At 54.3% G+C, this 26,488-nt stretch carries 25 protein-coding genes; 19 read left to right on the plus strand and 6 right to left on the minus strand.

Going from position 1 to position 26,488, the window contains the following annotated elements; all coding sequences use genetic code 11:
* A partial coding sequence (locus tag ACR0K1_RS24335; protein WP_480852147.1) for an AEC family transporter occupies positions 1-838 on the plus strand: 838 nt, incomplete at its 5' end.
* Between the two features lie 275 nt (positions 839-1,113).
* A complete protein-coding gene (locus tag ACR0K1_RS24340) occupies positions 1,114-2,139 on the plus strand; it encodes a methyltransferase (protein ID WP_480852148.1) in 1,026 nt (341 codons plus the stop codon).
* A 303-nt stretch (positions 2,140-2,442) separates the two neighbouring features.
* Here the strand turns inward: ACR0K1_RS24340 and ACR0K1_RS24345 are convergent, their stop codons facing one another.
* The 3 genes from ACR0K1_RS24345 to ACR0K1_RS24355 all read right to left on the minus strand — a co-directional run bounded on the left by ACR0K1_RS24345 (position 2,443) and on the right by ACR0K1_RS24355 (position 5,479).
* On the minus strand, positions 2,443-4,122 hold the full coding sequence (locus tag ACR0K1_RS24345; RefSeq protein ID WP_480852160.1) for a GMC family oxidoreductase: 1,680 nt from the start codon (positions 4,120-4,122) through the stop codon (positions 2,443-2,445).
* A complete protein-coding gene (locus ACR0K1_RS24350; protein WP_480852149.1) occupies positions 4,097-4,504 on the minus strand; it encodes a sugar dehydrogenase complex small subunit in 408 nt (135 codons plus the stop codon). The genes ACR0K1_RS24345 and ACR0K1_RS24350 overlap by 26 nt, the downstream gene beginning before the upstream one ends.
* Before the next feature lie 342 nt (positions 4,505-4,846).
* On the minus strand, positions 4,847-5,479 hold the full coding sequence (locus tag ACR0K1_RS24355) for a YceI family protein (RefSeq protein WP_480852150.1): 633 nt from the start codon (positions 5,477-5,479) through the stop codon (positions 4,847-4,849).
* A gap of 74 nt (positions 5,480-5,553) precedes the next feature.
* Here ACR0K1_RS24355 and ACR0K1_RS24360 point away from each other — a divergent pair, with 74 nt between their 5' ends.
* From ACR0K1_RS24360 to ACR0K1_RS24400, 9 genes are all read left to right on the plus strand, one after another.
* On the plus strand, positions 5,554-6,297 hold the full coding sequence (locus tag ACR0K1_RS24360; protein ID WP_480852151.1) for an endonuclease/exonuclease/phosphatase family protein: 744 nt from the start codon (positions 5,554-5,556) through the stop codon (positions 6,295-6,297).
* Positions 6,298-6,373: 76 nt separating this feature from the next.
* Positions 6,374-7,096, plus strand: coding sequence for a CDP-alcohol phosphatidyltransferase family protein (locus ACR0K1_RS24365; protein ID WP_480616553.1), 723 nt, complete (start codon positions 6,374-6,376; stop codon positions 7,094-7,096).
* A complete protein-coding gene (locus ACR0K1_RS24370) occupies positions 7,093-8,706 on the plus strand; it encodes a sulfatase-like hydrolase/transferase (RefSeq protein ID WP_480852152.1) in 1,614 nt (537 codons plus the stop codon). The genes ACR0K1_RS24365 and ACR0K1_RS24370 overlap by 4 nt, the downstream gene beginning before the upstream one ends.
* The gene (locus ACR0K1_RS24375) at positions 8,703-9,608 is read left to right on the plus strand and encodes a lysylphosphatidylglycerol synthase transmembrane domain-containing protein (protein WP_480852153.1); all 906 of its coding nucleotides are present in this window, start codon (positions 8,703-8,705) and stop codon (positions 9,606-9,608) included. The genes ACR0K1_RS24370 and ACR0K1_RS24375 overlap by 4 nt, the downstream gene beginning before the upstream one ends.
* Positions 9,605-10,600, plus strand: coding sequence for an ABC transporter substrate-binding protein (locus ACR0K1_RS24380; protein ID WP_480616550.1), 996 nt, complete (start codon positions 9,605-9,607; stop codon positions 10,598-10,600). Before ACR0K1_RS24375 ends, ACR0K1_RS24380 begins: the two co-directional genes overlap by 4 nt.
* A gap of 75 nt (positions 10,601-10,675) precedes the next feature.
* Positions 10,676-11,362 carry an ABC transporter ATP-binding protein gene (locus tag ACR0K1_RS24385; RefSeq protein ID WP_480852161.1) on the plus strand — a complete coding sequence of 229 codons (687 nt, stop codon included), beginning with the start codon at positions 10,676-10,678 and terminating at the stop codon, positions 11,360-11,362.
* On the plus strand, positions 11,363-12,895 hold the full coding sequence (locus ACR0K1_RS24390; RefSeq protein WP_480852154.1) for an ABC transporter permease: 1,533 nt from the start codon (positions 11,363-11,365) through the stop codon (positions 12,893-12,895).
* On the plus strand, positions 12,892-13,941 hold the full coding sequence (locus tag ACR0K1_RS24395; RefSeq protein WP_480852155.1) for a glycosyltransferase family 4 protein: 1,050 nt from the start codon (positions 12,892-12,894) through the stop codon (positions 13,939-13,941). The genes ACR0K1_RS24390 and ACR0K1_RS24395 overlap by 4 nt, the downstream gene beginning before the upstream one ends.
* A 363-nt stretch (positions 13,942-14,304) precedes the next feature.
* A complete protein-coding gene (locus ACR0K1_RS24400) occupies positions 14,305-14,778 on the plus strand; it encodes a DUF6714 family protein (RefSeq protein WP_480852156.1) in 474 nt (157 codons plus the stop codon).
* Positions 14,779-15,021: 243 nt separating this feature from the next.
* Here ACR0K1_RS24400 and ACR0K1_RS24405 read toward each other — a convergent pair whose 3' ends face one another.
* On the minus strand, positions 15,022-15,384 hold the full coding sequence (locus ACR0K1_RS24405) for a nuclear transport factor 2 family protein (RefSeq protein WP_480852157.1): 363 nt from the start codon (positions 15,382-15,384) through the stop codon (positions 15,022-15,024).
* Between the two features lie 383 nt (positions 15,385-15,767).
* Here ACR0K1_RS24405 and ACR0K1_RS24410 point away from each other — a divergent pair, with 383 nt between their 5' ends.
* Complete coding sequence (locus ACR0K1_RS24410) at positions 15,768-16,796, plus strand: trans-3-hydroxy-L-proline dehydratase (protein ID WP_480616544.1); 1,029 nt, start codon at positions 15,768-15,770, stop codon at positions 16,794-16,796.
* Positions 16,797-16,800: 4 nt separating this feature from the next.
* Here the strand turns inward: ACR0K1_RS24410 and ACR0K1_RS24415 are convergent, their stop codons facing one another.
* Together ACR0K1_RS24415 and ACR0K1_RS24420 are read right to left on the minus strand one after the other, a co-directional pair.
* Positions 16,801-17,631 carry a carbon-nitrogen hydrolase family protein gene (locus tag ACR0K1_RS24415; protein WP_480852158.1) on the minus strand — a complete coding sequence of 277 codons (831 nt, stop codon included), beginning with the start codon at positions 17,629-17,631 and terminating at the stop codon, positions 16,801-16,803.
* 42 nt (positions 17,632-17,673) lie between these two features.
* On the minus strand, positions 17,674-18,627 hold the full coding sequence (locus ACR0K1_RS24420; protein WP_480616542.1) for a LysR family transcriptional regulator: 954 nt from the start codon (positions 18,625-18,627) through the stop codon (positions 17,674-17,676).
* Between the two features lie 35 nt (positions 18,628-18,662).
* Between ACR0K1_RS24420 and ACR0K1_RS24425 the strand changes: the two genes are divergently transcribed.
* The 7 genes from ACR0K1_RS24425 (at position 18,663) to ACR0K1_RS24455 (ending at position 25,719) form a co-directional block, all read left to right on the plus strand.
* A complete protein-coding gene (locus tag ACR0K1_RS24425) occupies positions 18,663-20,066 on the plus strand; it encodes an aminotransferase family protein (RefSeq protein ID WP_480852159.1) in 1,404 nt (467 codons plus the stop codon).
* A 2-nt stretch (positions 20,067-20,068) separates the two neighbouring features.
* A complete protein-coding gene (kce, locus tag ACR0K1_RS24430) occupies positions 20,069-20,998 on the plus strand; it encodes a 3,5-dioxohexanoate:acetyl-CoA acetone transferase (RefSeq protein WP_480616540.1) in 930 nt (309 codons plus the stop codon).
* 3 nt (positions 20,999-21,001) lie between these two features.
* Positions 21,002-22,033, plus strand: a complete 1,032-nt coding sequence (locus tag ACR0K1_RS24435) for a histone deacetylase family protein (protein ID WP_480616539.1) — start codon at positions 21,002-21,004, stop codon at positions 22,031-22,033.
* A complete protein-coding gene (locus ACR0K1_RS24440; RefSeq protein ID WP_480616538.1) occupies positions 22,030-22,509 on the plus strand; it encodes a thioesterase family protein in 480 nt (159 codons plus the stop codon). Before ACR0K1_RS24435 ends, ACR0K1_RS24440 begins: the two co-directional genes overlap by 4 nt.
* A gap of 217 nt (positions 22,510-22,726) precedes the next feature.
* Positions 22,727-23,728 carry a TRAP transporter substrate-binding protein DctP gene (dctP, locus tag ACR0K1_RS24445; protein ID WP_480616594.1) on the plus strand — a complete coding sequence of 334 codons (1,002 nt, stop codon included), beginning with the start codon at positions 22,727-22,729 and terminating at the stop codon, positions 23,726-23,728.
* Positions 23,729-23,815: 87 nt separating this feature from the next.
* Positions 23,816-24,430, plus strand: a complete 615-nt coding sequence (locus ACR0K1_RS24450) for a TRAP transporter small permease (RefSeq protein ID WP_480616537.1) — start codon at positions 23,816-23,818, stop codon at positions 24,428-24,430.
* Positions 24,427-25,719: a TRAP transporter large permease gene (locus tag ACR0K1_RS24455; protein WP_480616536.1), complete on the plus strand. Its 1,293-nt coding sequence runs from the start codon at positions 24,427-24,429 to the stop codon at positions 25,717-25,719. Before ACR0K1_RS24450 ends, ACR0K1_RS24455 begins: the two co-directional genes overlap by 4 nt.
* Positions 25,720-26,488 lie beyond the last annotated feature (769 nt).

Here is a 26,488-nt window from a genome sequence, read left to right on the forward strand (position 1 = left end):
TGCGCGCCTTGTTACAGACTTTGCTCTGCCTGCGTTGATTTTTGCCAATCTTAGTAGAGAGCCCTTCAACTTAGGCAATCTTAAGCTCGCCTTTGTCATCTTCGTTTCGATCGCTTTGGTAATGGTGGTGGCTTGGGTAGTAGGCCGGTGGATGCGGTTGGAGCGCCCTGTCTTAGGCTCAGTAATCCTGGTCTCAGGAGTTGGAAGCACATCCACGCTGGGCTACTCACTGGTCCACGGCATATTTGGCGAAAACACAGAGGTGATGAGTCAGCTTGTTATCATGGGGGAAGTTGGCGTCGTCCTACCGCTTTTCACGTTTGGTGTCGCGATCGCCAGTTATTTTGGCACTGATTTAGAAGATGGCCCGGATGTGATCGATGCAACCAAGGCGTTCGTTCGATCTCCCATCTTCATAGCCTTTGTTCTGGGAGTTCTGGTTTCGTCCTTAGACCTGGCTCCAGATCACAAGGTCATGAATTTGCTAGCAAGTGTGCTGAGAATCGCGAGCGACTCTTTGACTTTTCTGGTCGCATTTACAATCGGCCTCATGTTGAAGCCCATCTCATTCCGGGAGATCGCCGGGTTACTTTTGTTGGTATGTGGATTGAAGCTAATCCTCGAGCCCGCAGTCGCGGCAGCCTTTGCGACGGCGCTTGGTTTGACCGAGTTTCAAAAAGACATGTTAATTATCGAAGCGGCTATGCCGTCGGGCGCTTTGGCGGCTGTGATCGCTGCACGATATGGGTGTGACGCGGCGACTGCATCGGCCCTTTTAATAGCCACTTATGCTGTTGGGCTATTTGCGATCCCCATTGTTGGCCTGATTGCGTTGTGACGCCACATAGGTGGAGCGAACGGTTACAATATAGACCGCGACTACAGCATCAAAGCATTAAGCTGGATTTCGGTTTTGAATTAAAGCATGTCATGCTTGGCCAACATTTGATCTGGACGCAATTCGGGTATCATTTAAACGATTGGTGGTTTTCTGCTTTCTAGTCGAAGTATCAATGTGTTTGACCCAAATGAGCTTTTGGAAACAGGAATGAACACCCTTACGTGGTAGAAGTGTGCTTTGGCGAGCGGCGAACGCACCAATGGGAGGCAAGAGTGACCAAACCGACGCTTGATCACATTATGACCGTCGCGTCGGGCTATGGGGTGTCGCGTGTTTTGCTGGCAGCAACCGGGGCTGGCCTGTTCGGTCGGTTGGCGCAAGGTGGCATGACACTGTCCGAGATCCGCGCGGTTTATAACCTGCGGGAGCGCCCGGCTATGGATATGTTGGATTTGCTCGTCTCGGTGAAGCTTCTCAACCGTACAGGCGATGGGCCGAGCGCCGTTTACAGCAATACCGACGAAACAGCGGCATATCTTGACCCCGCAAAGCCCGGATACATTGGCGGAATCCTCGAGCTTTGGGACAAGCGCAACTATCGATACTGGGATACGATCTTTGAAGCCGCGCAGACGGGCGAAGCTCAGAACGAAAGCAAATCCAAGGAAACCGGTTTCTTTGAAACGCTTTACGCCGAACCAGCGCGGCTGGAAGCCTTCATGGCGGCCATGAACGGATCGTCGCTGCATGCTTTCAAGGAATTGGCGCGCGTCTTTCCTTTTGAAAACTATCATAGCGTGACAGATATCGGTGGTGCGGACGCGCTGCTTTCGCGTCTGTTGGTCCGGGCGCACGGTCACCTCGAATGTGCTTCGTTCGATCTGCCTGAGATCACTGCAATCGCTCAGAGACGCGTGGTGGAAGATAATCTTCAACACCGCATAACATGCGTGTCTGGCGACTTTTTCAAGGATCGTTTTCCACCTGCCGATGTGATCACCATGGGCATGATCCTGCACGATTGGAATCTGGAGCAGAAACATCACCTGATCCAAAAGGCATATGAGACGCTTCCGCCTGACGGTGCCCTTGTCGTGATTGAAGCCCTCATCGACGACGCACGGCGTGAAAACACCTATGGGTTGTTCATGTCTCTGACCATGTTGATGGAGTTCGGCGACCGCGCCTTTGATTTCAGCGCTGCGGAGTTCGAAACCTGGGCGCGAGAGGTCGGCTTCAAACGGTTTGAAACTTATTCGCTAACCGGTATCACACGCGCAGTGGTGGCGTACAAATGAACGACCAATTGTGGCGACGACAGTATGTCACCTGAACCCTGGCCCGTGCCCGTTGGCGAAGACGCGATCAATCGACCGCAGCAGGTGATTCCGGGGAACGTGTCCTTCGAGTAAGAACTTGTAGAACAATGCCACCTCAACCAACAGCTATCGTTTTGGTGCTATCTGGCGCTTGCGGTGGCGCGCCTTTACTTCGCCGCAGCCCAGGGCCCTCGCAGGGCATCGCCTGTATTCTCACTGCGGGTTTTCCAGCCTGAAAAAAATCCGGGGCGAACAGGTTCAATGCGGCTTGGCGGGTTGACCCTAGTCCATTTGAGCCAGTTGTGCAGAAATCGCTTCTGATGTCCGAAGCGCCAAGGCCGCAATTGTCAGTGTCGGGTTGGCTGTACCGCCAGAGGGAAAAACAGCGGACCCCACGACGAAAAGGTTGGTGGTATCGAAGCTGCGCAAGTCCTCGTCCAATACGGCTGTCTTTGGATCAGTGCCCATCCGTACCGTACCCATAATGTGGCCCGCACCTCTTGCCACGGGATCATGGCCAATTTCGGACGCGCTAATCGCGCTGAAGATGTCTGTATGCGCTGCCTCGGCCGCCTTAAGCCCGGCTTCGGTGTAGGGGTCGATGCTGAAAAAGATACTGACTTCAGGCACACCGTTTTTGTCACGGCGGTCCGGATCCACGGTTACACGGTTTTCCGGGACCGGAAGTTGCTCGACCATGGAGGATATTTCGATCTGTCGCGAAGTTACGTCGAAGATTGCTTGATCCAACGCTGCGCCCCGTAACCCTTTGGCGATGAGATGCTGTACATTCGAGGCGGGCGCGTTCCTGGACCACGCCTGACCCTGATTGCCGATTTCAATCAAAAGCGCCGCGTGGTCGGTTCGAAACGCCCCATCTCTCAGAGTGTCACATGTTGAGGTGATGAGCGGACCTCGAAACGGCCACACAGGGTCTGGCGCCATGGCCCAGCTGAGTTTCACCGGATGATCCATCAGATTTCGACCGACCTGATCGGATGAGTTCGCCAGCCCGCCGGCGGCGCGCTCTTGCGCGGAATTCAGCATCAGCCTCGGCGTTTCGATGCCGTTGGCGGCGAGGACAACGATCTTTGCACGCGCTTGGCCGCTGGTCCCATCAGAACGCTGGAATTCGACCGACTTGATGATCCCGGCTTCATCAAGGTGAAGCATAGTCGCCGTTGTCTCAGGGAAAAGCACCGCACCGCCAGCTTCGGCTTTGGCTACATGGACCGTCGCATCATATTTTGCCTGAATCGGACACAGAGGAATACAGGACGCACTTCCGCAACAAGCGGGCCGGTCGTCATGAGAGATTGAATTGCGCGCCTGTGGCACGGCCGAAAACTCATACCGGGTTCCTGTCAGCGCCGTAGCGACTTTCCGGTCACTGTAGGACTGTGGGATCGGGGACATAGGATACGGGGTGGAGCGCGGCGATCCGCGATTGTTGTCACTGTCGCCGGACGCCCCCAATTCGCGCTCTGCCCACCCATAGTAGGGCTCCAATGTCGCGTAACTGATCGGCCAATCTTCTCCCAAGCCATAGGTCGTACGGAGTACAAAGTCCTGCGGCAGAAATCTTGGTATGCTGCCCAACCAATGCCAAGTGGTGCCGCCAACTGCCTTTAGATAGTCTGATTGGAAAGACTGCGGGCCGGTCTGGCGGTAAATCGTTTCTTGCCCCTCGGCGTTTTTGTAGGATGGGGCCGTGCCCGCGGGATAAGGGCTCGCCAAGTCTTTCACGGCAGAACTCAGGAACTTACTGTAGGCTTCATCGCGTTCGATACGCGGACCTGTTTCAAACATGACGACACGCAGGCCTTGTGATGCCAATTCGGACGCCGTAAGCGCCCCGGCAACGCCAGAGCCGATGACCAGAATGTCCGCTTCGATATCGACTGCAGTAGCGACGGAGCTTCTCCTTTCAGTGCGCTCAGAGAGCGGGAGCTTCGCTCCAATCTTCAACAGCGCAGAACCCGGGTGCTTTTGTATAAGACATGGCTTGCCACACCAGCGCAGTACCGTAGGTCACCGCTTCGGGATTTGAGGGATCGGGGGAAATCCCCGTGTACCACGCCGTGAGTATCCTTGCTTCAAGCTCCGGTTGTGGTTGACCCTCTGAAAGAGCATGCAGGCCCTCGCCATCCCCGATCGCCAAAAAGCCCTGCAAGAACTTCGCGGCAGCATCCGGGTCCAGGTCTTCGCGCTGCAACAGCTTTTTCGATAGTACCAGAAAGCCATCGGCATCAATGCTCGGCGCAGCATGCAGGCGCAGCCCGCTCCACGAAGCCAGGGCTGCCACACCACAGATCACAAAGCCACGTCGGTCAAAGAACACCATTAAGCCTCCGTCAACCACAGCCCAAACCATGCATCATCTCGCTCACCATACCTGCAGACTGCCCGCATAGAAAGTTTCGACGATGTACTGAAACTGTGACTCGTACGCGTCAAAGGAAATCCAGATATTCAGTATTCTCGCTCGGATGTTTGGTTTGGTCCGCAAAAGCAGTCAACGGTCAAAGCCGAGAAAGTGCACCCGCAGCGAATGCCAGCAAAGCGGGCTGCAAACTCAGCATTCGAAGACTGCGCTCAAGGTCGGCAATGGGCCGTTCATCGAAGCCAGGCAGTATGCTGTCTACAGGATCGATTTGCTGGCCAACACACCAGTCATGTACCGAAATCAATCGTCGTCCTTGATTGCTTCCGTTTCGATATTGATCGTTACTTTATCGCCGACAAGCCCGTTTGCGACTCCGTAATCCATTCCGAACTCACTGCGCAATATGGAGGTGTAGAGCGATAGTCCCAAGACCTCGCGTTTATGACCGAACGGGTATTCCGCAACTTTGTTAAGCGTCACGGTGAGTGTTATTGGCAGAGTTTGGTCCAATACCGTCAGCTCTCCGGTTACTGTGCCACTGTTGGTGTCAGTAGGATTGCCGCCATTAGCAACAAATGTGATCTCGGGATATGACGTCACATCCAGGAAGTCTCGGTTTCGAACATGACCGTCCCGTGCCTCGTTGAACGTGTTGACGGATGCCGCCTGGATCACGACCTCGACGTCGCTCAGCTCTTGTGTGTCGGTATCGTAAATGAAACTGCCCGTCACATCCGTGAACACGCCGAGGGTTTTTGCGTAGCCGATGTGATCAATCGTGAAATAGATTGCCGTGTGCGTTGGATCGAGCTCATACCGCGCCATATCGGCGTTGGCCGCTATTGCGCATGTAAAGAGTGCTGCCGAGGCTGCGATCGTTTGAGTTGCAATGCCAAACTTGCCAGAAACGGTTTTCATTCGCACAAAAGCCATAGTTCGAAGACCTCCGAGTGGTAACCAAGGTTGTGAGGAATATAGGCTGCAATCCTGCAAAGGCCGTAAAAAACATGAGCAATTCTACAATTCGTTGTGCGACATGGAACATTCATCGCGCCAAAGGATCCGATGGGCAGATCGATCCAAACCGCGTGGTTGGTGCGATCGAGGCCGAGCTGGTTCCGTTGAGATTGGACGTTTTGGCGTTACAAGAAGCAGATGAGGAATGTCGACCGCACGCCCGAATTGTTGACGTGCAAAAAATCTCCGAACTTACGAGGCTAACTTACACGCAAGAGGCGCCCACCTTGCGTTGGGGCAGTCAGAGTGATGGATTTCTGGGAAGCATCCTGTTTCTAAGTGATAGATTTCAGCGTACCCATGCAGATGTAATCGATCTACCGGGCCATTGCCACCGGGGTGCCTTGTCGGTTGAAGCGCTGGTCGATGGGTTTTGGTTGCGCATCATGACGATGCATCTGTCCCTATCGCAACCGCTTCGCGTTATCCAAATGCGCATCATCGGGCAGTACCTACATCGTCGTCCAACGATGCAAACACTCATGCTGGGCGATTTCAATGAATGGCGGCCTTGGGGTGGTTTGATGTTTCATCGACGGATCGTAGGAACAGCCTTTCAGGGACCTACCCGAGCCAGTTTTCCAAGCCGCGCACCTTTCTTACCTCTGGACAGAATCTTGACGGATATGCCCGGCACGGTTTCAGAGGTTCAGGCACTAAGATCAGAGGTTTTGATGCGCGCTTCGGATCACTTGCCTTTGACTGGCACAGTTAAGCTTGGAAAAACAGATTGAGCGGTTGTTTGCCCGTAAGCCTACCAGAAAGCCGTTGGCGTGCTAATTTGCTCTATAGATCAAATGGGTGACATGCATGTCTGGAGGCGACTTTTACAACGCGGCACGGCCTGTTGAGGTAGAACCTCCAGTTGCCAACATGTGCTTGGCTAGCGCAGTAATTGCTCTTGCACTGGCAGTTTTTTCATTCTTGGCGTTTGGTTCGGCACTGGCCCCTTTGGTCGTTTTTGGGGTGTCCGTTGGGTTGCTGGTATTCTGCCTGCGACAAACCTACCCGTATGAAGTGTTGGGTCTGTGTAATCATGTAACACTGACCCGCCTTGCAATGGCTGCATTTTTAGCTGGGACCCTGATGGCGCAGAACGCGAATCCTTGGCTGGTGTTTATGGTGGCAACAGTCGCATTCGCTTTGGATGGCGTAGACGGCTGGTTGGCACGGCGGTCGGGACTGACCTCCCGCTTTGGGGCGAGGTTCGATATGGAAACGGACGCCTTGCTAGGCGCCATCCTCTCTGTGTGGCTGTTGGTGTCAGGGACAACCGGTCCGGAAATTCTGGTTCTGGGCTTCATGCGCTATACGTTTTGCGCTGCAGGTTTGGTCCTGCCTGCATTGCGGGCTGACTTACCCGAGGCGTTCCGTCGAAAGGCTATTTGCGTGGTTCAAATTGGTGCGTTGGTCACGCTCCTCTTTCCGTTGACGCCAGCAATCGCAATTTTGCCGATATCGTTTACGGCCGCGATACTTCTCGGGTGGTCGTTCTTCGTGGACATCAAATGGCTTCTTGGACGCGCTGAATGAAGCAAATATTTTTCTTCGCCTTGGGGGCTCTGGCTGTTTTTGCCGTCCTCGCTCTGCCGAACCATCCGAACGCTTTTGGCTGGGGGGCGTTGATGCGCTGGCCGCTGGAGTTGCCCGTTATCCTGCTTTTGATCATAGCGTTGGGCCATCGTCTAATCGTCATACACGCGGTCGCGCTGGCGTTGTTAGTTGTCATAGTCTGGAAGCTCGCCGATTACGCGATGTTCAGTGCTTATGACCGACCATTCAATCCGGTCGTCGACATGTCCTTGATCGCCGCTGGGTTCTCGTTCGCCCGCGGTAGCCTTGGGTTGGTCGCATTTGTCCTTGCTGTGTCCTTTGCCGTTTTACTCCTGACATTGTTTTATATTTTACTGTTCCGGGGCCTTGCTGCTTGGGCGACACTCGGACGAAATGCGAAGACAGGTGTCGGGGCAGCTTTGATCGGCATCGGCTGTGCAGGATGGGCCGTCGCGGACGCGGGCCATCACCTCAAGTACTGGACGTTTGGAAACAGCCCGCCGGGAACCACCTGGACCTCTCGCTTAGCAGTAAATCGCGTTGAGCAAATACAGAGAACAACCAAGGACTTGGCCGAGTTTCGCAAGGCCGCGGAATCGGATGCCTATGCCAATCAGTCCGGACTGTTGAACGAGCTTGATGGGCGAGACGTGATCCTGATCTGGATTGAAAGCTACGGGCGCGCGAGTTTCGACAACCCGCTTTATGCGCCAACGCATGTTGCGACGCTGCAGGCAGCCGAGGAGGCGATCGCCGGTTCGGGACTTACCATTAAGAGCGGTTGGCTGACCTCGCCAACGACGGGTGGACAAAGCTGGTTGGCGCATGGGGCCTTGGGTTCTGGCTTGTGGACCGCAGATAACGGGCGCTATCAGGCAATGATCGACAGTGGACGAAAGTGGCTGTTCCACATCGCTCAGGAGGCCGGGTATCGGACAGCCGCTGTCATGCCTGCAATCACCAAGCACTGGCCCGAAAGCCAGGCGATGGGATTTGACCTTGTTTTGGACGCTGCTCAAATCCCCTATGCGGGTGAGAGTTTTCGCTGGGTCACGATGCCCGACCAATTCACCTTGGCTGCGTATCCTGAGCTTTTACTGCCGGACCCGAGGCCTGACTTTGTCCAGATCGCGCTGATCTCGTCACACGCCCCTTGGACGCCGATCGCTGACGTGATCCCGTGGCAGGATGTGGGAGACGGCACCGTCTTTAACGAGATGGCCGCGCGCGGACCGGCACCCGAAGTGTTGTGGAAAGACCGCAATGCAGTGCGTGACGCGTATCGCAGATCGTTGGACTATGTTTTGCGGGTGGTCTTTTCCCATATTGTCCAACTTGCCGACGATGCACCACTGGTCATAGTTGCAGGGGACCATCAGGCCGCCGGATTTGTATCAGGCAGCAACAATAGGGACGTACCCGTTCATATGATCGGACCTCTGCAAGTCTTGGAGAAGATCGACCATTGGCGCTGGACAGATGGGCTTATCCCCACACCCGACGCACCCGTTCGCCGAATGGACAGTTTTCGTAATGACTTCGTCGCGGCGTTCTCTGACGAGGCTTCGACGGCCATGGTGTCGCAATGAACCGGTATTGGGTCAGGTTAGGCGTATCGATCACCGTGATTATCGCGCTGTTTTGGTGGATGGATGCGGCGCGTGTCGCTGCCCATCTGCGGATGCTCAGCCTGGAATGGGTCGGGCTTTCGATCCTTGCGACAACCGGCGCTACCTTCTCGATGGCGTATCGATGGCAACTTACAGCACGCGCGCTGGAAGTCCGTTTTGATTACCCCTTTGCCTTTCGCGAATATTATATCGCGCAACTGGTGAATATGGTTCTACCCGGCGGCATTCCGGGGGATGTGACCCGTGCTGTTCGGGCGCGGAAGAAAGCCGACCTCAAACGCTCAGCTCAATCGGTTTTGGCTGAACGCCTGTTGGGGCAAGTCGCGATCATGGTCGCTCTTTTTCTGGGCGTGAGTGCATCGCTGATGTGGCCCGGCGGCTTTGATCACCCTGTGCTGAGCATGACAGTTCTTGCTGTGTTGCTATCCGCCCTAATCGTGGTGCGCATTGCATCTTTTGTACTTCCATCCATGGGGAAGCTCGTTGTCTTTTTGGTCAGGCTACAACGCCAAACGGTTTTTATTCTGCTGGGCCTAGTCAGCTCTGCATGTCTGATACTGGGATTTTATGCATCAGCAAGGGCCGTAGGGATTGTCATACCGCCAGGGGGTGTGTTGATCGTCATTCCACTAGTTTTGACCGCAATGCTGATCCCCATGTCGATTGGAGGTTGGGGTTGGAGAGAAGGGGCCGCTGCTGCTCTGTTTCCAACGATCGGGGCGTCATCCAGCGCGGGTGTTGCTTCGGGTGTCACTTACGGTGCCGCCATCCTGATCGCCTCGCTACCGGCAGCTGCAATTCTGCTATGGCCCAGACCGATTGAACCACATCTATCAACAGAGAAAAGAAATTCATCATGACACAACCAGCCCATCTTACGCGCCGTTTCTTTCTTCAAACCGGAGCAGCCGGTTTTGCCGCTTCTGCATCCGGGTTGCCTGCGTTAGCAGCCAATCTGCAACCTGTGAACTTCCAGTTGTCCTGGCTTCACTCCGTGCAGTTCGGTGGAAGCTACATTGCGAAAAACAAAGGCTATTGGTCCGAACAGGGTTTGGATATTTCGCTTTTGCAAGGCGGTCCTAACGCGCCTGTAGAACCACCCGTGGTTTCGGGAACCGCATTGGTTGGAATATCCGCCGCCGATTACACCGCCGCCGCTGTGACGCAAGGTGCGCCGTTCAGAATCATCGCCGTTGCTATGCAAAAGAACCCATTCGCGATTGCATCTCTTGCGACCAACCCGGTGAACGAGCCTGCTGACCTGATTGGCAAGAAGATTGGCATGGCAGTTGCGAATACGCCCGTCTTGCAAGCCCTATGCACCTTGAACGGGATAGACATTGATCAAATCGAAATTGTCCCGACCCAATATGACCCGGCCCCGCTTGTCAGTGGCCAGGTGGATTGCCTGCTGTCCTGGGAAACGGATTTGCCCGTTGCGATGACCGTACAGGGTGTCGACAACACCACCATGCTTATGGCCGATTACGGTTATGCCGTGCATTCACAAACCTATATTGCCACCGAAGACTCCCTTGCTCAAAGGCGAGCAGAGCTGGTGTCATTGCTGAAAGGCGAAGTCATGGGGTGGAATGACTATCACAAGGACACCGACGCTGCAGCAGAGTTGACGGTGGAGATGTTCCCAGATGCAGGTCTGGATCTCGCCGCGCAAAAACTGCAAGCCGCGCGGCAAGTGCCTCTGATGTTCTCGGACCTGACGGCCGAGTTCGGGTTCGGGTGGTTCACCGAGGAGACCGTGGCGGCCAATGTGGAAACACTCGCGCTGTTAGGTCGAACTGTCACTCCTGACCTCTGGGACAGGTCGCTGCTGGAAGAGGTGTATGGCTGACCCGAGGGCTGACGCGTGAGCACGGCCGGAATTTCCTGCTCCGACATCCGAAAGAGTTTTGACCGCACAGAGGCGGTGTCTGAGCTTTCGATTGACTTTTTGTCCGGACAGACGACGGCGTTGGTTGGCCCGTCCGGCTGCGGGAAATCCACCATTCTAAGAATGATTGCTGGGTTGGAAACACCCGATACTGGGCGCATTGCAATTGGCCTGGAAACACCAAAGCAGGTCGCCCGTCGCGGGGGGCTTGCCATGGCGTTTCAAGACGCATCGCTGCTTCCATGGCGAACTGTGCGATCCAATATCGCATTGGGTGCGGAACTTGCCCGCAAACCGGTGGATCGCGTGGATGACCTGATCGATCTTGTCGGGCTGGGCGGGTTTGCCGGCTATCGGCCTGCGGAACTATCAGGTGGTATGCGCCAACGCGCTGCAATAGCGCGCAGCCTGATTTCAGAGCCAGAAGTCCTGCTGTTGGATGAACCTTTCGGGGCCGTGGATGCCATCACGCGCCGCCGTTTGAACCGGGACCTACCTCCGTTGTGGCGTCAGCGCCAAACGACAACACTTCTTGTTACGCATTCGGTTGAAGAGGCGGTTTTGCTATCGGATCGCGTGATTGTGCTGTCACCTCGGCCTGCGCGCATTTTGGCCGATATCCAAGTCGATTTTCACCGAGACAGCACCGTTTCCGCTGCAACTTCACCAGAGGTGCGGGCTTTTACTACACAAGTTCTGGCTGCGCTGGAAGAGGCTGAGTAGGTGGCACCGGGACGCACAACGCTGGGTGTTTTGCTTACGCTTCTTGTTTGGGAAGGCTTGGCGCGCGTTCAGCCAAACAGCGTGCTGATCAGCGGACCATTTGATATCGTCGCGTATATTACTGATCATTCTGGCCTGCTGTTCAGGGCTGCGACCGAAACGACAATGAACGCTGCGCTCGGGTTCATTTGGGGGAACCTTGCGGCGGTGGTCTTGGCCTGTTTCGTGATCTTGGTGCCAAAGTCGGAGAGGATCGTCTCTGCGCTCGCCCTGGTATTGTTCTGCATCCCTCTGATTGCGAGCGGCCCGATTTTAAGGGTCCTGTTTGGGCCCGGAGCAGGGCCGCAAATCGCGTTGGCGGCTTTGGCTGTTTACTACACCACATTCCTCGCCGTGGCCGTGGGCCTTCGAGCGATCTCTCAAAGCTGGACAGATTTGATGACCGTGTACGGCAGGGGCCGCTTGTCGACGCTATTCGTAGTGCGATTCAGAGCCAGCTTGCCTTATCTGTTTGTGGGATTGCAAATCGCTGCCCCAGCAGCCTTTCTGGGTGCGATGATTGGAGAATTCACAGGCGCAGAGCGAGGATTGGGTGTCTTAACCTTGAGGGCCATACGCGGTCTTCAAACGGATGCGACCTGGGCGTTGGCGGTTATTTCTGCGTCTCTCGCTATGCTCGGGTACGGATTCGTTGGACTAATCAAAAGTAAACTGACACCACATGCACCAACAATCCTGTTATCGACGCCCAGTCTTGGTCGAAAGCGCGCGCTTTCTGGTCAAGTACTTGGTGTTGTTTTTCTCGCTGTTCTAGTTTTGGTTCTGTGGCAGGGATTGATGGATTTGTTCAACCTGAATTCGTTCTTTGCAAAGCGGCCAGCAGACATTTGGAACTTCGTTTCCGACACCACAAACCTAGACACCTTGCTGACTGCGCTTGGCGAAACCCTAGCTTATGCGATCCCCGGCTATTTAGCCGGCTTGTCACTTGGAGCTGGACTATCCATGGTGTTAACGCTTTGGCCGCCCGTGGCGCGGGCGATTATGCCAACGGCCATCACGTTGCGCGCCGTGCCGATCATAACAACCGCGCCATTGCTGGTTCTAGCATTTGGGCGCGGCTTTGCTGGGACCGTTGCAATTGTTGCTGTCATGGTTTTCTTCCCCACTCTCGTTGCCTGCCTGCAGGGTCTACGACAGACCCCAACGCAAATCGTGGATCTTTTCGAAAGCTACGGTGCCAGTCGGTCAAAGCTGCTGCGATCCGCCCGGATCCCCGCCATGTTGCCCGCTTTGTTCGCGTCTGCCCGCATGGCAGTGCCTGCCTCCCTATTGGCTGTCACAACTGCAGAATGGTTGGCGACCGGGCGTGGCATAGGTGTTTTGATGGCGCTGACCGCGAGTACGTCCGATTACAACATGCTGTGGTCCTGCGTTGTACTTTTGTGTCTTGCAGCCGTTGCCGCATACTCAGGGGTTGCATGGTGTGAAAAACAGATTTTGCGCATTTATGCGAGCGAGCAAGTGATATGACAAAGGCCATTTTTGCAATTCCAGGTGACAAAGACCAGCGCACCGGCGGATTCATCTACGAAGCCACCGTGTTGCGGGTTCTAAACGAAATTGGTTGCAAGACCGAACATCTGCAACTGCCGGGCCGCTTCCCCAACCCAACGCGGGACGATATGGCAGCGGCGCTGAGAGCCCTGCGTGCTGTACCGGAAACACGCCCGATTATTCTTGATGGGTTGGTATTCGGTGCTATCGATCCAGAGGGTTTGGAGGGGGTGAGTGCCCCAATCATAGCGATGATCCACCACCCCCTTGGCCTGGAAACCGGTTTGCAGACAGAACGGGCAGAATTCCTACTCAAAAACGAAGCGGCAGCGCTCCGATACGCCGCCCATGTTGTCGTTCCCAGTCCAGAAACTGTGCGCGTGCTGGTCACCCGATTCGACGCAAACCCGGATTTGATAACCATTGCCCCGCCGGGTTTTGACCGTCCGGTTGTCCGCAAACAGCCAAAGCGCCCTCCTTTGATTTTGTCGATTGGCCTGTTGGCCCGGCGAAAAGGGCATGACACTCTTCTAAGCGCGCTTGCGACAATCAAGGACTTGGAATGGCAGGCCGTTATCGTTGGTAAGGAACATGACCAAACCACAGCGATTGAACTTTACTCTCAGTCAAAGGCCCTCGGTCTAACCGAGCGCGTGACATTCACCGGAGAGTTGGACCAAGCCCCGTTGAACGGTTTGTTCAACTCGGCGACCCTTTTTGCGCTGGCAACCCGATACGAAGGTTATGGTATGGTTCTCAGCGAAGCGATGATGTTCGGGCTTCCAATCGTGTCCTGCGATGTAGGCGCTGTGCCGGAAACAGTGGGCGAAGCAGGGATTCTGTCGCCACCTGATGACGCTCTGGCGTTCGGGGCTAATCTGCGTTTGCTTCTCGAAGACCCAGGCACGCAAGCCCGTTTGGGAAGGTTGTCAGAGCAAAAATCAATGTCTCTACCGTCGTGGCGCGAAACGGGTGGGAAATTCGCCTCTGTGATCAAATCACTCGTCGAGAAGACCAATTGAAAGAACTTTTTAGCAAGAGCGCCGCGAATAGGTATTTCGAGGATTGGCTTTTTTGGCAGGTCAATCATGCAAAATTTAAATAGAATAATGAAATACTTGCTCCAAACCCCAACTGCCAGAGCAATCCTCATGGCACTCTTCGTAATTATTGTTGTGAGAGTATGCAGCTATGACAGTTATGAAACGGCTGAATATCAGGTGCCTGATAAAGAGTATTGGGGTGCGGCGACTCTCTTCAGTTTGAACGCAATTGAACCACGTGGAAATTTTTATTTTTCTTCCCTAACCTTCCCTAAAGGGAGCCTTCGGTAAAGCGTCGACTCACGGTCGAATTTGGAGTTTCAACTCGGTTAATATGTCACCATGCCAAAGGTGACGACAAAATCGGAAGCTCTTGCAACTCAGATCATTGCTGCATTTGACGGCCTAGATCCACCTACTGATGATGAACTTCTTCACCCCGAATGTATGGATGACGTGGATATTCTTGAATTCTACGGCGGGGTCAAATGGCATGAGATGACCGATCCAATGATCGTATATGGATACGCGGCACCCACTGCTTTCAGCGCAAAGGCATTTCAGTATTACTTGCCCGCGTATCTGCTATGGACTCTGCGAAATTCAGACAGCCCGGAATATGCAAGTGAGAGCATTCTTCTGGCACTCGATCCCGGCACATCGAAAGAAATGCTGCACGAGTTCCGGAAGTCCAAGTTCAACCAATTGACGCGGGCACAGAACGAGGCCGTGTTAAAGTTTCTGTACCATTTCAGCGATCATCCTGAGCTTGGTGAATATGCGGAAGCCGCTTTGGTTAACCACTGGATTGAATAGAGCGCGTGGACACAGGGTCGATGATTTTTACCTGTTTGATTGGGCTCTTCGCAGCATTTTTTGTCAAAATCGGTATGCTGTTTTTTGGAGACTGAGAATGAGCAATGGCAGCGACTGATTGGTGGATTTAATGCGTTGTCACTTGGCGTTTTGCAATCTCGATGGTAGCAAATGGTTTGCTTGGAGGCCGGAAAAGAATTCGGTTTTCGATTATCCGTCGCTCCAACCAGCCGCATTTGTTCTTTATGCGAGCCATTGAAATGCCTTGATGACAATCTGCCAGCGCCCTTGGTCCTTCAGCAAAGTAAGCGTGTCGCAGAACCTTCGTTGTCCCCATTGGTCGTGGACAACCGCGACCGCGGTTGCGCCGGACACATTCAATGATTTTATTTCCCAGTCCGGAACTGGACCCTCGGGATCGGGAGCAACATCTGCACAGAAATCCGCGAACCCCTCTGCGCTATCCCACTGAAGTTCGCCATCGATTAGCCCTGACGACACAAATCTCTGATGGAAGGCCTCCATTAGAAGTGCCTTTTCACCTCGATTGAAGCCGGTCACATACATGTCGGTTACGGCCCGGATGTTCTCTTCATCATTGCCCATTTTCGCGTCTCATCGGCGTTTAGCAGCGACGCTGTGGTGCGGTCACAGCGCTTGATTGCCATCAAGCTACGGTATCGCATCCTGCCGCCGTTACCAACATCGGCCCCGGTCCGCATCGCGGTCGTTTCTTGCAACACGTCTAGTGTCTACATTGAGAACAAAGCTGCCATGTCCCACATATGCCCGGTTGGAAAACACAGTCTAAATTCTGGTTTGGCGGCACTCTGCTGCTGAACCGCGAAAGTTCGCTTACTGTCCAATTCTCGGGAACCCCCGAGGTGTCATGACGTTTTCACGGTGATCTCGAGGGGTCCAAATACGTGTTAGGCTGGGGCGAAATGGTTTGAGTTTCGCGTTTGGGCAGAATCGCGGATAATGCCGGGATGCGTAGCACAAAAACCATCCACATTGTTTCTTGCCACGCCGAAGGCGAAGTTGGCGACGTTATCGTTGGTGGGGTCGCACCCCCACCCGGTGACACGCTGTGGGAGCAGCGGACTTGGATTGCGCGCGACAGAAACCTTCGCAACTTCGTTCTGAACGAACCGCGAGGTGGGGTGTTTCGCCATGTGAACCTGCTTGTTCCGCCCAAGAACCCCGAAGCGCAGGCCGCCTGGATCATCATGGAACCTGAAGACACGCCTCCGATGTCAGGTTCAAACTCGGTCTGCGTATCGACCGTACTTCTGGACATGGGGATCATCCCGATGCAGGAGCCCGAGACGCACATTGTTCTCGAAGCCCCCGGTGGGCTTGTTCGGGTTCGCGCCGAATGTGCCGGCGGAAAAGCAGAGCGCATTCATGTCCAGAATGTGCCGGCGTTCGCGGCTGAGCAAGGGATTAAGCTGGACGTGCCCGGTCAGGGCGAAGTTCTTGTGGATACCGCCTACGGTGGCGACAGCTTTGTCATTGTCGACGCGGGCAAGCTCGGTATCGAGTTCGAACCGGATGAAGCGCGCAAGCTAGCGGAACTGGGCGTGAAAATCACCAACGCCTTCAACGCAAAGCATCGGTTCACTCACCCTGAGAACCCGGAATGGACCCATGTCTCATTTTGTCTCTTTGCCGGCCCACTTACTGAGGGTGAGGGCGGTTTGAGGGCGTCGTCTGCCGTCGCCATTCAGCCCGGCAAAATTGACCGATCCCCAACGGGCACATCTGTCTGCGCGCGGATGGCGTTGTTCCAAAATCGCGGACAGATGGGTGTTGGCGATACCTTTGAAGCACACTCACTGATCGGGTCCTCATTCACAGGCAAGATCGTCTCGGAAACTATGGTTGGCGATACCCGGGCAATTGTCCCAGAATTCTCTGGACGCGGGTGGATCACGGGGGTCCATCAGCACATGCTTGATCCAACCGATCCTTGGCCTGAAGGGTATCGACTAAGCGATACCTGGCCCAAGTATTGACGGTTCAGAGCGCGTCGTAGTCCGGCAATCGATCCTTCAGGAAAGTGTAGTCGTCCCGCGCACGCAGCAGTTCTTCCTTGGCCATCGTGATGACGCGAAACTCCTCAGCGGTTTCCGCGAATTTGATCGGTTGCGTGTTCTCATCCATCCAAGGAAGACAGAAAATCGAGTTTCCCCAGGTCAGCCCGGCCCGGTTCAGAGACAAAAAGAAGATCTGGTTTTCCATGGCCCGCGCCGCCGCAAAATTGTGCCAGGTCTCAAAGCTTTCGTCACGATAATACGCCCCACAGTGTAAGATGAGATCGACGTCGCGCTTCAGCGTCAAAGTGCGGGATAGTTCAGGGATGCGAATGTCGTAACAGATAATCGGAGAAACTGTTAAATTTTTAATATTAAACGTGAATATGTGATCTCCCGCCGAGAAAAACTCCTTCTCCATCGACGCTCCGTATTGGCAAAGATGAAGTTTGTCATAGTGACCAACCAGCGTTCCATCAGGGGCGACGACAGCAATCGAGATATAGTTGCCTCCTGCGCCTTTGCGGGGAAAGCTATATGACACATGGACGTCGAACTCGATGGCAACGGCCCGCCAAGTCTCAAACGATTTCCCGTCCAACGTTTCTGCGATCTCATCAAGCCGGTCGAAAGCCTCGCGTGAGTAATCTATGCTGGAAAGCTCTGGCAGAACTACCAAGTCGACGTTTCGCTGACTGAGTTGCGTTCGGACTTTTGCAGCGGACGCCGAGAGATGCTTGTCGCGTTCCTTGACACTAAGGGTCGCAGGTATTTCAATCTGGCAAGCCAGCAGAGAAAGGCTTTCGGTTGCGGTCATTTGGTTACCCTTTGTGCGGAGCTCTGATCTGACATCCGAGAATTAACCGCGCTCTGCAAGTGGAACGCTTTCCATCCGGTCTTTGAATATTTCGAGAATTGCCTGCTCTGCCCGGTTCAGCCGAGTGTTCTTGTGTTGGACCAGGTTGATATCGATTGCTAACGTGTTTTCGTAGGGCGGCAGACGCCACAACTGACCGCGCTCCACAAACCGCTGCGCCACATGGACCGGAAGCGGTCCAAAGCCGAGACCCGCGCCGATCATTCTTTGCGCCTCGCCTAGGTCGGTCGTGTATCCAATCACATTTTTGTCCAGCTTATGCCGGGCCCGCAGTAGGGCGACTGGGCGCAATGCATCCCAAAGCTGATCCGTTCGGAACGACACTGAGGTGTGGTCGCGCAAGTCTTGCAGCGTTAGGTTGCTTAGCCCAAACAATGGATGGCTCGGGCCGCAATAGAAACCAAAGTAAGACCGATACAGCACCTCGTGATGCAGGTTCGGATGGGCTTCGTGCACCAGACAGACGCCAAGCGTGGCAGATTTTTCCAGCACTGCCTGGCGAACTGCTTTGCTGGACATCACTTCTATATCAAAGCTGACTTCCGGGAACTGGTGATGAAAATCAGTCAGAATCTGGTCAAAGAACGCGTTCTCAATCTTGCTGAGCAGCGCGAGCTTGACGGTGCCAGTGACTATATCCTCTGTGCCCTGAGCGCTTTGAATTGCACGTGCCATGTTGCCGAACATATCCACACAATCCTGGTACAAGGCCCGCCCAGCGGGAGTGACGCGGAAATGAGATGGGCTGCGGTCGATCAATTCAGTTCCCAACTGCGTCTCTAGCCGCTTTAATGCCTGACTGACCGAAGGTTGTCGCCGCATTAGCCGCGTTGCCGCCAGTGTGATGCTGCCTTCCTGCACGACGAAGACAAATGTGCGCAGTAGGTTCCAATCCAACTCGCGGATCAGCTTCTCTTGTTCAGTGACTTCACTCATTGATTTCACCAATAGCCAAGATAGAAACTATCTATTTGCTCTATAATGGTTTCAAACACAAGGTAGGGCAGAGAGAGCCATCACGTTATCCACGAGAGAAGACCTTGAAGAAATCGAACCTGTTTTATCAGAGTCGTACACGCCGCCCCGAGGTGGAGCGCGCAGAAGGCATCTATGTTTGGGGTAAGAACGGCCAGCGGTATATCGATGGGTCCTCCGGCGCGATGGTCAGTAACATCGGTCATTCGAATCCGAACGTCCTGGCGGCCATGAAAGCGCAGATGGACAGCGCTACTTTCGCCTATCGTCTGCATTTTGAGAATGCTCCGGCAGAGGAACTAGCAACGGAAATTGCCGACCGCACTCCTGACGGGCTTAACAAGGTGTTCTTTGTGTCTGGTGGGTCGGAGGCCGTCGAGTCTTGTGTGAAATTCGCCCGTCAATGGGCTGTTTCCTCGGGGCAGGAAGACCGCTGGAAAGTCATCTCGCGGTTTCCCTCATATCACGGTTCAACCTTGGGCGCGTTGGCGATCACGGGCTATGGCCCGCTGACCGACGCATTCGCACCTCTCTACAAAGATATGCCCAAAATCCCCGCCCCCCGGTGCTACTTGGATCGGGACAACCTGACGGATCATGACCAAGGGCTCAAATATGCCGAGATGCTGCGGGACGAGATTATAACACAAGGGCCCGACACTGTTCTGGCCTTTGTAATGGAGCCTGTCGGAGGCGCATCGACCGGTGCCTTGGTTGCGCCCAACAGCTACTATGGTCGGGTTCGCGAAATCTGCGATGAATTCGGGGTCTTGCTTATCATGGACGAGGTTATGTCGGGTGTCGGTCGAACGGGCGCGTTTCTGGCATCCGATCACTGGAACATTCGGCCAGACCTCGTGGCCCTATCGAAAGGGTTCGGCGCAGGCTACGCCCCGCTGGGCGCGATGATTTCCGATGAGGGCATGGTCGATACCGTTCTGAATTCTGGCGGCTTTGCCCACGGCCACACCTATGCGGGCAACCCATTGGCATGCAGCGCCGGTCTTGCCGTTCTCTCCGAGATCGACAGGTTGGACCTGATAATCAACGCTCGCGTTATGGGCGACATTTTGAAGACTGGGCTTCACGACCTGATGAAGCGCTTCTCCTTCATCGGCGACGTTCGGGGCAAGGGCTTGCTGACGGCCTTCGAACTTGTCGCCGATCGCGACACGATGGACCCATTGCCCAAGGACCTCAACGCGCATGAACGATTCGTCGAGATATGCTATGAGCGCAGCTTAATCACCTACTCGCGCCGCAGCCGTGGCGGCATAGACGGCGACCATTTCCTGGTCTGTCCGCCGATGATCGTGACGAAGCCGCAGATTGATGAAATCCTCAACATTCTCGACGACAGCCTGATGGTTTTCGCGCGGGAGAACAGGTTGGAGAGCTGATTATGGCGAAAAAAATCATTCTTACGTGCGCGATAACCGGATCGATCCACACGCCGAGCATGAGCCCCTACCTGCCCGTAACGCCGGTCGAAATCGCCACATCAGCAATTGAGGCTGCGGAAGCTGGCGCGTCAGTTCTACACTTGCATGCGCGTGATCCAGAAACGGGACGCCCAAGCGCTGACATCAATGTGTTTCGGCAATTTCTGCCACGGATCACGAATGCCACTGATGCCGTCATTAACCTGACTACTGGTGGCAGTTCTCAAATGACCGTGGAGCAGCGCCTGTCGGCCCCGGCCGAACTGTCGCCGGAAATGTGCTCGCTTAACATGGGGTCAGTTAACTTCGGGCTTTTCCCGATGAAAGAACGCTTTTCAGACTGGAAGCACGACTGGGAAGAGCAGTTCCTGGAAAAAACACGTGACACCGTGTTCAAGAACACCTTTCGTGACATCGAAGCCGTTTTTCGTATGATAGGTGATGCCTGTGGTACGCGGTTCGAATGCGAATGTTACGACATCGGTCATCTGCAGACGGTGGCGTTCTACCTGCGGCAAAAACGCCTTGTGCCTCCGATCTTCCTGCAATTCGTTCTAGGCGTTCTGGGCGGCGTCGACGCCAGCCCCCACAGCTTAATGTTCATGAAAGAAACCGCCGATCGCCTTTTGGGCGAAACGTATCAATTTTCAACCCTCGCTGCTGGTCGCCAGCAGATGGGCTTGGGCACAATGAGCGTCGTCCTGGGCGGCCACGTGCGAGTCGGCCTTGAAGACAGTTTGTTGATCCGACGTGGTGAGCTTGCCACAAGCAATGCACAACAAGTCACAAAAATCCGCAGAGTTCTGGAAGAACTCGGCTATGAAATCGCAAACCCGGATGAGACACGCGAAATGCTGAATCTCAAAGGTGCGGACAAGGTTGGGTTCTGAACGATGAAGGTTTTTTCCGCACATGACCACCAATCTCAACACAATCCCAGCGGCTTTCTCGTCAACGGGATCATGCAGCCAAACCCCGAAATGCCCGAGCGCTTGGAACGGCTGCTGGCGGGAATAGCGTCTGGCAGTCACGAGCTTCTCGCGCCAGTCGATCACGGCTTAGGTCCGATTGCCGCTGTCCACACTCCGGCCTATCTGAAATTCCTCTCGACCTCCTACATGCGCTGGAAACGAGTGCCGGAGGCGACGCCGGAGATATTCCCGAACATCCACCCTGACCGCCGGGACGCAAGCTATCCCATGTCGGTTGTCGCGCAGGCAGGGTTTCACGTCACTGATATGTCTTGCCCTATCGGTGAGCATACATGGGAAGCCGCCCGCTGGTCGGCAAATTGTGCAATTTCGGCGACCAAAGCGGTAGTTGACGGCGACAGCATGGCTTATGCGCTTTGCCGCCCACCAGGGCATCATTGCTTTGCTGATCTGGCAGGTGGGTTCTGTTACCTCAACAACAGCGCTATTGCGGCACAACAATTGCGCAGCACCTATGATCGGGTCGCCATCATAGACGTCGACCTGCACCACGGAAACGGAACCCAGGGCATTTTTTATGCGCGCGATGACGTTTTTACTCTGTCGGTACACGCTGATCCGACGCGCTTTTATCCTTTCTTCTGGGGGTACGCCCACGAAGTCGGCGAAGGTTTTGGGCATGGATACAACCTAAACGTCCCCCTCGCTCGTGGCACTGCGGACGACGGCTTCCTGAAGGCCTTGCGCGATGGTTTGGTGCACGTCCAGAACTTCGCGCCGGGCGCCATCGTGATCGCCCTGGGACTGGACGCATTCGAAGGCGATCCCTTCGGGGGCCTCAAAGTTTCGACACCGGGGTTCGCCGAAATGGCGAAGATTCTGGCCACCCTCGACCTCCCGACCGTGATCGTCCAAGAAGGTGGATACCTGTGCGATGAACTTAGTGACAATCTCCATGCCTTTCTATCGGGTTTCGAAGAAGGCACGGCATGACCCAGGAGATTACCTCAGCGATCCGCCGCGTTCCCGAAGCCTGGATCGACTACAACGGTCACATGAACCTTGCTTACTATGTATTGGCCTTTGACGAGGCTTTGGATGTCATGCTGGATGACGAACTGGGCGTCGGCGCCACCTATGCAAAGACTTACAACGCAGGTCCCTTCGCGCTGCAAAACCACGTCCACTATCTGGATGAGCTTGTAGCAGGCGAAGAGTTCTTTTGTCGTTTCCTGCTGCTTGATGCAGACGCCAAACGCTTGCACGTTGCGGGCAAGATGATCCGCCCAAGGGACGACAAGACCGTCTGTGTGATGGAACAAGTCCTGATCAATGTTGATCACAACACCCGCAAGTCAACGCCTTATCCGGCAGAGGTTCAAACCCGTATTTCTGAGCTTTTGGCAAATCACGAACCTATCGCCCGCCCGGTCCAGATCGGGCGTCCAATTGGATTGAGAAGGCAATGAAACGCCTTGCCAATGTACTTTCGCCCAAAGGTTGTGGCCCAAAATGGCCGGCCAAAACAACCTAAAGGAATGTGGATCATGCCCGGCCTAGGAAAGTCCGTAAATCAATTTGCGCTGCCGGATTTGTTCGCTTAGCGTACGCAGATGCCACTCGAATTGCCGCGGTTACTGAACTTAGAAATTGGCAACTAACTATAAACTGGGAGAGAAGTTAATGATGCTTTCAAATATTACCAAGGGCCTGATGGTCGTTACGCTGAGCGCCCTGATGTCAACCGCCGCGTTTGCGGACGACATGAAGCTACGTTTTGCTGGTGTGTTCCCGATCGATCATCAGGGCACAAAAATGATGGAACAGGTTGCTGCAGATGTTGCTGCGGCAAACGTTGGCCTGACCATTGAAGTGTTCCCGGCGAACCAGCTCGGTTCCGGTGAGGCCCTGTTCGAAGACGTTGCCCGCGGCAACATCGATCTGGCTGCTGCCTTTATCTATGCCGACACCGATCCGCGCCTGGAGTTCCTGTCGATGCCGTTCCTCGTGGGTGGCTGGGACGACATGAACAACATCATGCGCAACATGGATTCTGAATATAACAAGATCCTGCAAGAGATCACCGACGAGTATGGCGTTCGCGTGATGGCTCAGAACCCCGAAGGTTTCGTAGGCATTGTGGCCACGCAAGAGCCGACCAACTGGGCCAACTTCGACGACAAAGGCATGAACATCCGTGTATGGTCGTCGCCTGCGGTTAAGTCGATGGTTGAAGCGCTTGGTTATCAGGCTACCACAATGGCTTGGGGCGATATTTTCCCAGCAATCCAGTCCGGTATCGTTGATGGGGCGATTTGTTGCACCAAGACGGCGACTTACTCGATCTTTGCACAGTCGGACGTTGGTACTCACTTCGTCGAGTACAACTCGATTTCAGAATTGACGACGTTCTACGCGTCGCAGCGTACACTTGATAAGCTCAACGATGAACAGCGCAACGCACTTCAGGCAGCGATGACAAAAGCGTCCGATGACTTCTTCCAGTACAACCGCGACAACGATGCGGCCTTCGGGGACAAGCTTGTTGAAAAAGGCTATACCATCCTCAGCCTGAATGACGAACAGCAAGCCGCTATGGCAAAGCACATCCAGGAAAACATCTGGCCGATGATGGCTAAGAACGTTGGTCAGGACGTGATTGACCGTCTGCTGGCGGCCAAGAACTGATAAGCGAAAGATGAATAGGGCCGGCAGGGTTGCTGGCCCTTTTTCTGATTCCTGACAAGAAAACTTAGAATAACGGGGGCGATGTATATGTCGGAAGGCTTAGACGGGACACCTAAGATCGTTGGCGATGAAGATGCCGACAAGCCACAGAAAATCACCGACGAGCTACCGCCAGTCATCGGGTATCCGATGAAGCTAATTGCGCTGATATGCCGACAGATTGTGATGTTCTGCGGCTTCCTGATGGCATTCACTTTCGGCGCAGTCGTGGTGATCAGATACGGCTTCGGCGGCGACTTGTTTGCCTACGAGGAATGGCTTCTGGCATTCTCGATCATCGGCTTTTTTGCTGGCGCTGTGTTGGCCTCTGCGCGTAACCTGCACATCAACGCCGATATTCTTGGTATCGTTATCCACGACCCCAAGCTGATCTGGTGGCGCGGGCTAATCGTGCTGCTGGTCGAACTGATCGTCATCCTGTTCCTTTTCTACGCCTGTTATATCTCGCTGGTGGACGATTTTTCGTTCCCGCGGCTACGCTCTACGCCTGTGTTGCGCATTCCATTTGTCACCTGGCGTATCGCAATCATGTGCGCCTTCGGCTTCATGGCCATGTTCACTGCCGCTTACCTTTACGTTCACATCCGCAAAGGTCTCGGTCTTCCCTTGCGCTCTGAGACGATGAAAGGAGCCGCAAAATGATCATCGGCGGAAGTCTTCTTATTGTATGTTTCATGCTGCTTCTCGGCGTCAGCGTATATGTGGCGTTCGGGGCGGTTCTGATCTTCATCGCGATAGTGGGTGATCAATCCATCACGGGTTACCTGCCAACGGGTTCAACCGGTATCAGATCACTGGTCCTACTTGCTATCCCGCTCTTCATGATTGCCGGCGGTATAATGGAGAAAGGCAAGATCGCAGCACCTCTTGTCGCTTTGGCTGAGATGTTCATTGGTCATATCAAAGGTGGATTGAACGCCGCGTCGGTGTTTGCCTGCGGCGTCTTCGGATCGATCTCGGGCAGCGCGAACGCGACATTGACCTGCATCGGTGGCATCATGATGCCACACCTTAGACAGGCCAACTATCCGCGCGGACAATCGGCGGCACTGATTGTGTCGGCAGCACCGCTGGGCCTGTTGATCCCACCCAGTTCCTCGCACATCCTTTATGGTTGGGTCGCACAACAGCACGTTCTCAAGTGCTTCCTGTCGACGGTCATTCCGGCGATCATCCTGATTTCGCTGTTGGTCATCACCAACCAGTTCATGCTGCGTAAGTACGACAACATCCAGCTAAAGTCGAAACCCGATCCGTTCATGCCCGCACTGCTGGGTCAGGGCCGTTTGGCCGGACCCGCGCTGATGATGCCTATCATCATACTTGGTGGCATTTATGGTGGCATCATGACCCCGACTGAGGCCGCTGGTATCGCTGTTGTTTATGCGATCCCAGTTGCGATCTACTTCTATAAGGGTCTGACCTGGAGAACTCTGGCCCAGACCATCCAAACGTCAGGCGTGACGATTGGCGTGGTTATGGTAATGATTTTTATGGTTCTGATAGTGTCGGACAACCTGATCTCGCAGGGTGCGCCTCAATTGGCCAAAGACCTGGTCTATTCGGTCTCGGACAATCCGATCGTGATCCTGTTGATGATCAACGTGGTGATGATCCTGATCGGTATGCTGATGGACGACATCTCGGGTCTGCTGCTGGCAACGCCGATCCTTCTGCCGATTGCACAAAGCGTCGGTGTCGATCCGATCCATTTTGCCGCGATCATCGGCGTCAACCTCGGCATGGCCAATATTACACCGCCGACAGCGCCTTTGTTGTATCTGGGTGCTCAGGTCTGCGATGCACCGGTGTCCAGTATGCTTTGGCCGACACTGGTCTTCATCACTTTCGCCTGGCTGCCAACGCTGATGCTGACCACTTTCGTACCAGAACTGGCTCTTTTCCTCCCGGACTTGTTGCTTAGCAGATAGCCTGGCAATCCTCAGAGAACTAAAGGCGCCTGAAGATCGGGCGCCTTTTCATTTTCTAGCTTGAACGTGTCCACTTTCTGTTGCCGCTCAACCCGCTCTGAATTCAAAAGTAGTAGCCTTCTTTCGGCGAACTACAGGACATAAATCCAAGAATGCAGAGCAACAAATGAACCGGTTGCCGCAACCATTGCTGCGATTCCCAGAGCGTCTTTTGAAACGTTTTTCATTGTCCTGATCCTTTACAGGTATTGCAGATACGAAAGGCACATAGACAACGGATCGAGGTGTGAGTACCATCTATCCTTGCATATGCGACTTGCAAGGAATGCATATCATAAGGAAACTCAGGCCTACGCTTTATCAAACTTCAGCCCCCGCTGCGAAAGCCTTACAAAAAATCGCAAAGTACGGTCGTCAACGAAACCAAAACCATTGAGAATGACCAGAAAGATCTGCGGGAGAAAAACTTCATGTAGGCGCATACTCCGTTTCTTCTGTCGTCAAAATTAGCATACGGATGACAAGATCCGGCGCAAGAATATGTCCGCTTTGTACGCACTCCGGAAGTTGTTGTCGTCTGAGCTGGCTCAATGTTCCACCGAAACCGTCAGATGATTGCTGTGAGCCCAATGCGGAGAATGGATTTCGGCACTTCGGGCAGAAAACGGTCATTCGCAAAATCCCATTGAAACGGCAACAATACGCGGCTTGCCATTGGTCGTTTAAGTAAAGAGCAGATGTGAGTGTGCCCTGGTTTCCGCGATGATCT

Source organism: Ruegeria sp. F5 (genome assembly GCF_056533845.1).

What these genes read in the sequence shown, in the direction of transcription:
- ACR0K1_RS24350 (WP_480852149.1), bottom strand. Translation starts at nt 4,504, where the DNA reads ATGGTGTTCTTTGACCGACGTGGCTTTGTGATCTGTGGTGTGGCAGCC.
- ACR0K1_RS24355 (WP_480852150.1), bottom strand. Translation starts at nt 5,479, where the DNA reads ATGGCTTTTGTGCGAATGAAAACCGTTTCTGGCAAGTTTGGCATTGCA.
- ACR0K1_RS24360 (WP_480852151.1), top strand. Translation starts at nt 5,554, where the DNA reads ATGAGCAATTCTACAATTCGTTGTGCGACATGGAACATTCATCGCGCC.
- ACR0K1_RS24365 (WP_480616553.1), top strand. Translation starts at nt 6,374, where the DNA reads ATGTCTGGAGGCGACTTTTACAACGCGGCACGGCCTGTTGAGGTAGAA.
- ACR0K1_RS24370 (WP_480852152.1), top strand. Translation starts at nt 7,093, where the DNA reads ATGAAGCAAATATTTTTCTTCGCCTTGGGGGCTCTGGCTGTTTTTGCC.
- ACR0K1_RS24375 (WP_480852153.1), top strand. Translation starts at nt 8,703, where the DNA reads ATGAACCGGTATTGGGTCAGGTTAGGCGTATCGATCACCGTGATTATC.
- ACR0K1_RS24380 (WP_480616550.1), top strand. Translation starts at nt 9,605, where the DNA reads ATGACACAACCAGCCCATCTTACGCGCCGTTTCTTTCTTCAAACCGGA.
- ACR0K1_RS24395 (WP_480852155.1), top strand. Translation starts at nt 12,892, where the DNA reads ATGACAAAGGCCATTTTTGCAATTCCAGGTGACAAAGACCAGCGCACC.
- ACR0K1_RS24400 (WP_480852156.1), top strand. Translation starts at nt 14,305, where the DNA reads ATGCCAAAGGTGACGACAAAATCGGAAGCTCTTGCAACTCAGATCATT.
- ACR0K1_RS24405 (WP_480852157.1), bottom strand. Translation starts at nt 15,384, where the DNA reads ATGGGCAATGATGAAGAGAACATCCGGGCCGTAACCGACATGTATGTG.
- ACR0K1_RS24410 (WP_480616544.1), top strand. Translation starts at nt 15,768, where the DNA reads ATGCGTAGCACAAAAACCATCCACATTGTTTCTTGCCACGCCGAAGGC.
- ACR0K1_RS24415 (WP_480852158.1), bottom strand. Translation starts at nt 17,631, where the DNA reads ATGACCGCAACCGAAAGCCTTTCTCTGCTGGCTTGCCAGATTGAAATA.
- ACR0K1_RS24420 (WP_480616542.1), bottom strand. Translation starts at nt 18,627, where the DNA reads ATGAGTGAAGTCACTGAACAAGAGAAGCTGATCCGCGAGTTGGATTGG.
- kce (WP_480616540.1), top strand. Translation starts at nt 20,069, where the DNA reads ATGGCGAAAAAAATCATTCTTACGTGCGCGATAACCGGATCGATCCAC.
- ACR0K1_RS24435 (WP_480616539.1), top strand. Translation starts at nt 21,002, where the DNA reads ATGAAGGTTTTTTCCGCACATGACCACCAATCTCAACACAATCCCAGC.
- ACR0K1_RS24440 (WP_480616538.1), top strand. Translation starts at nt 22,030, where the DNA reads ATGACCCAGGAGATTACCTCAGCGATCCGCCGCGTTCCCGAAGCCTGG.
- dctP (WP_480616594.1), top strand. Translation starts at nt 22,727, where the DNA reads ATGCTTTCAAATATTACCAAGGGCCTGATGGTCGTTACGCTGAGCGCC.
- ACR0K1_RS24450 (WP_480616537.1), top strand. Translation starts at nt 23,816, where the DNA reads ATGTCGGAAGGCTTAGACGGGACACCTAAGATCGTTGGCGATGAAGAT.
- ACR0K1_RS24455 (WP_480616536.1), top strand. Translation starts at nt 24,427, where the DNA reads ATGATCATCGGCGGAAGTCTTCTTATTGTATGTTTCATGCTGCTTCTC.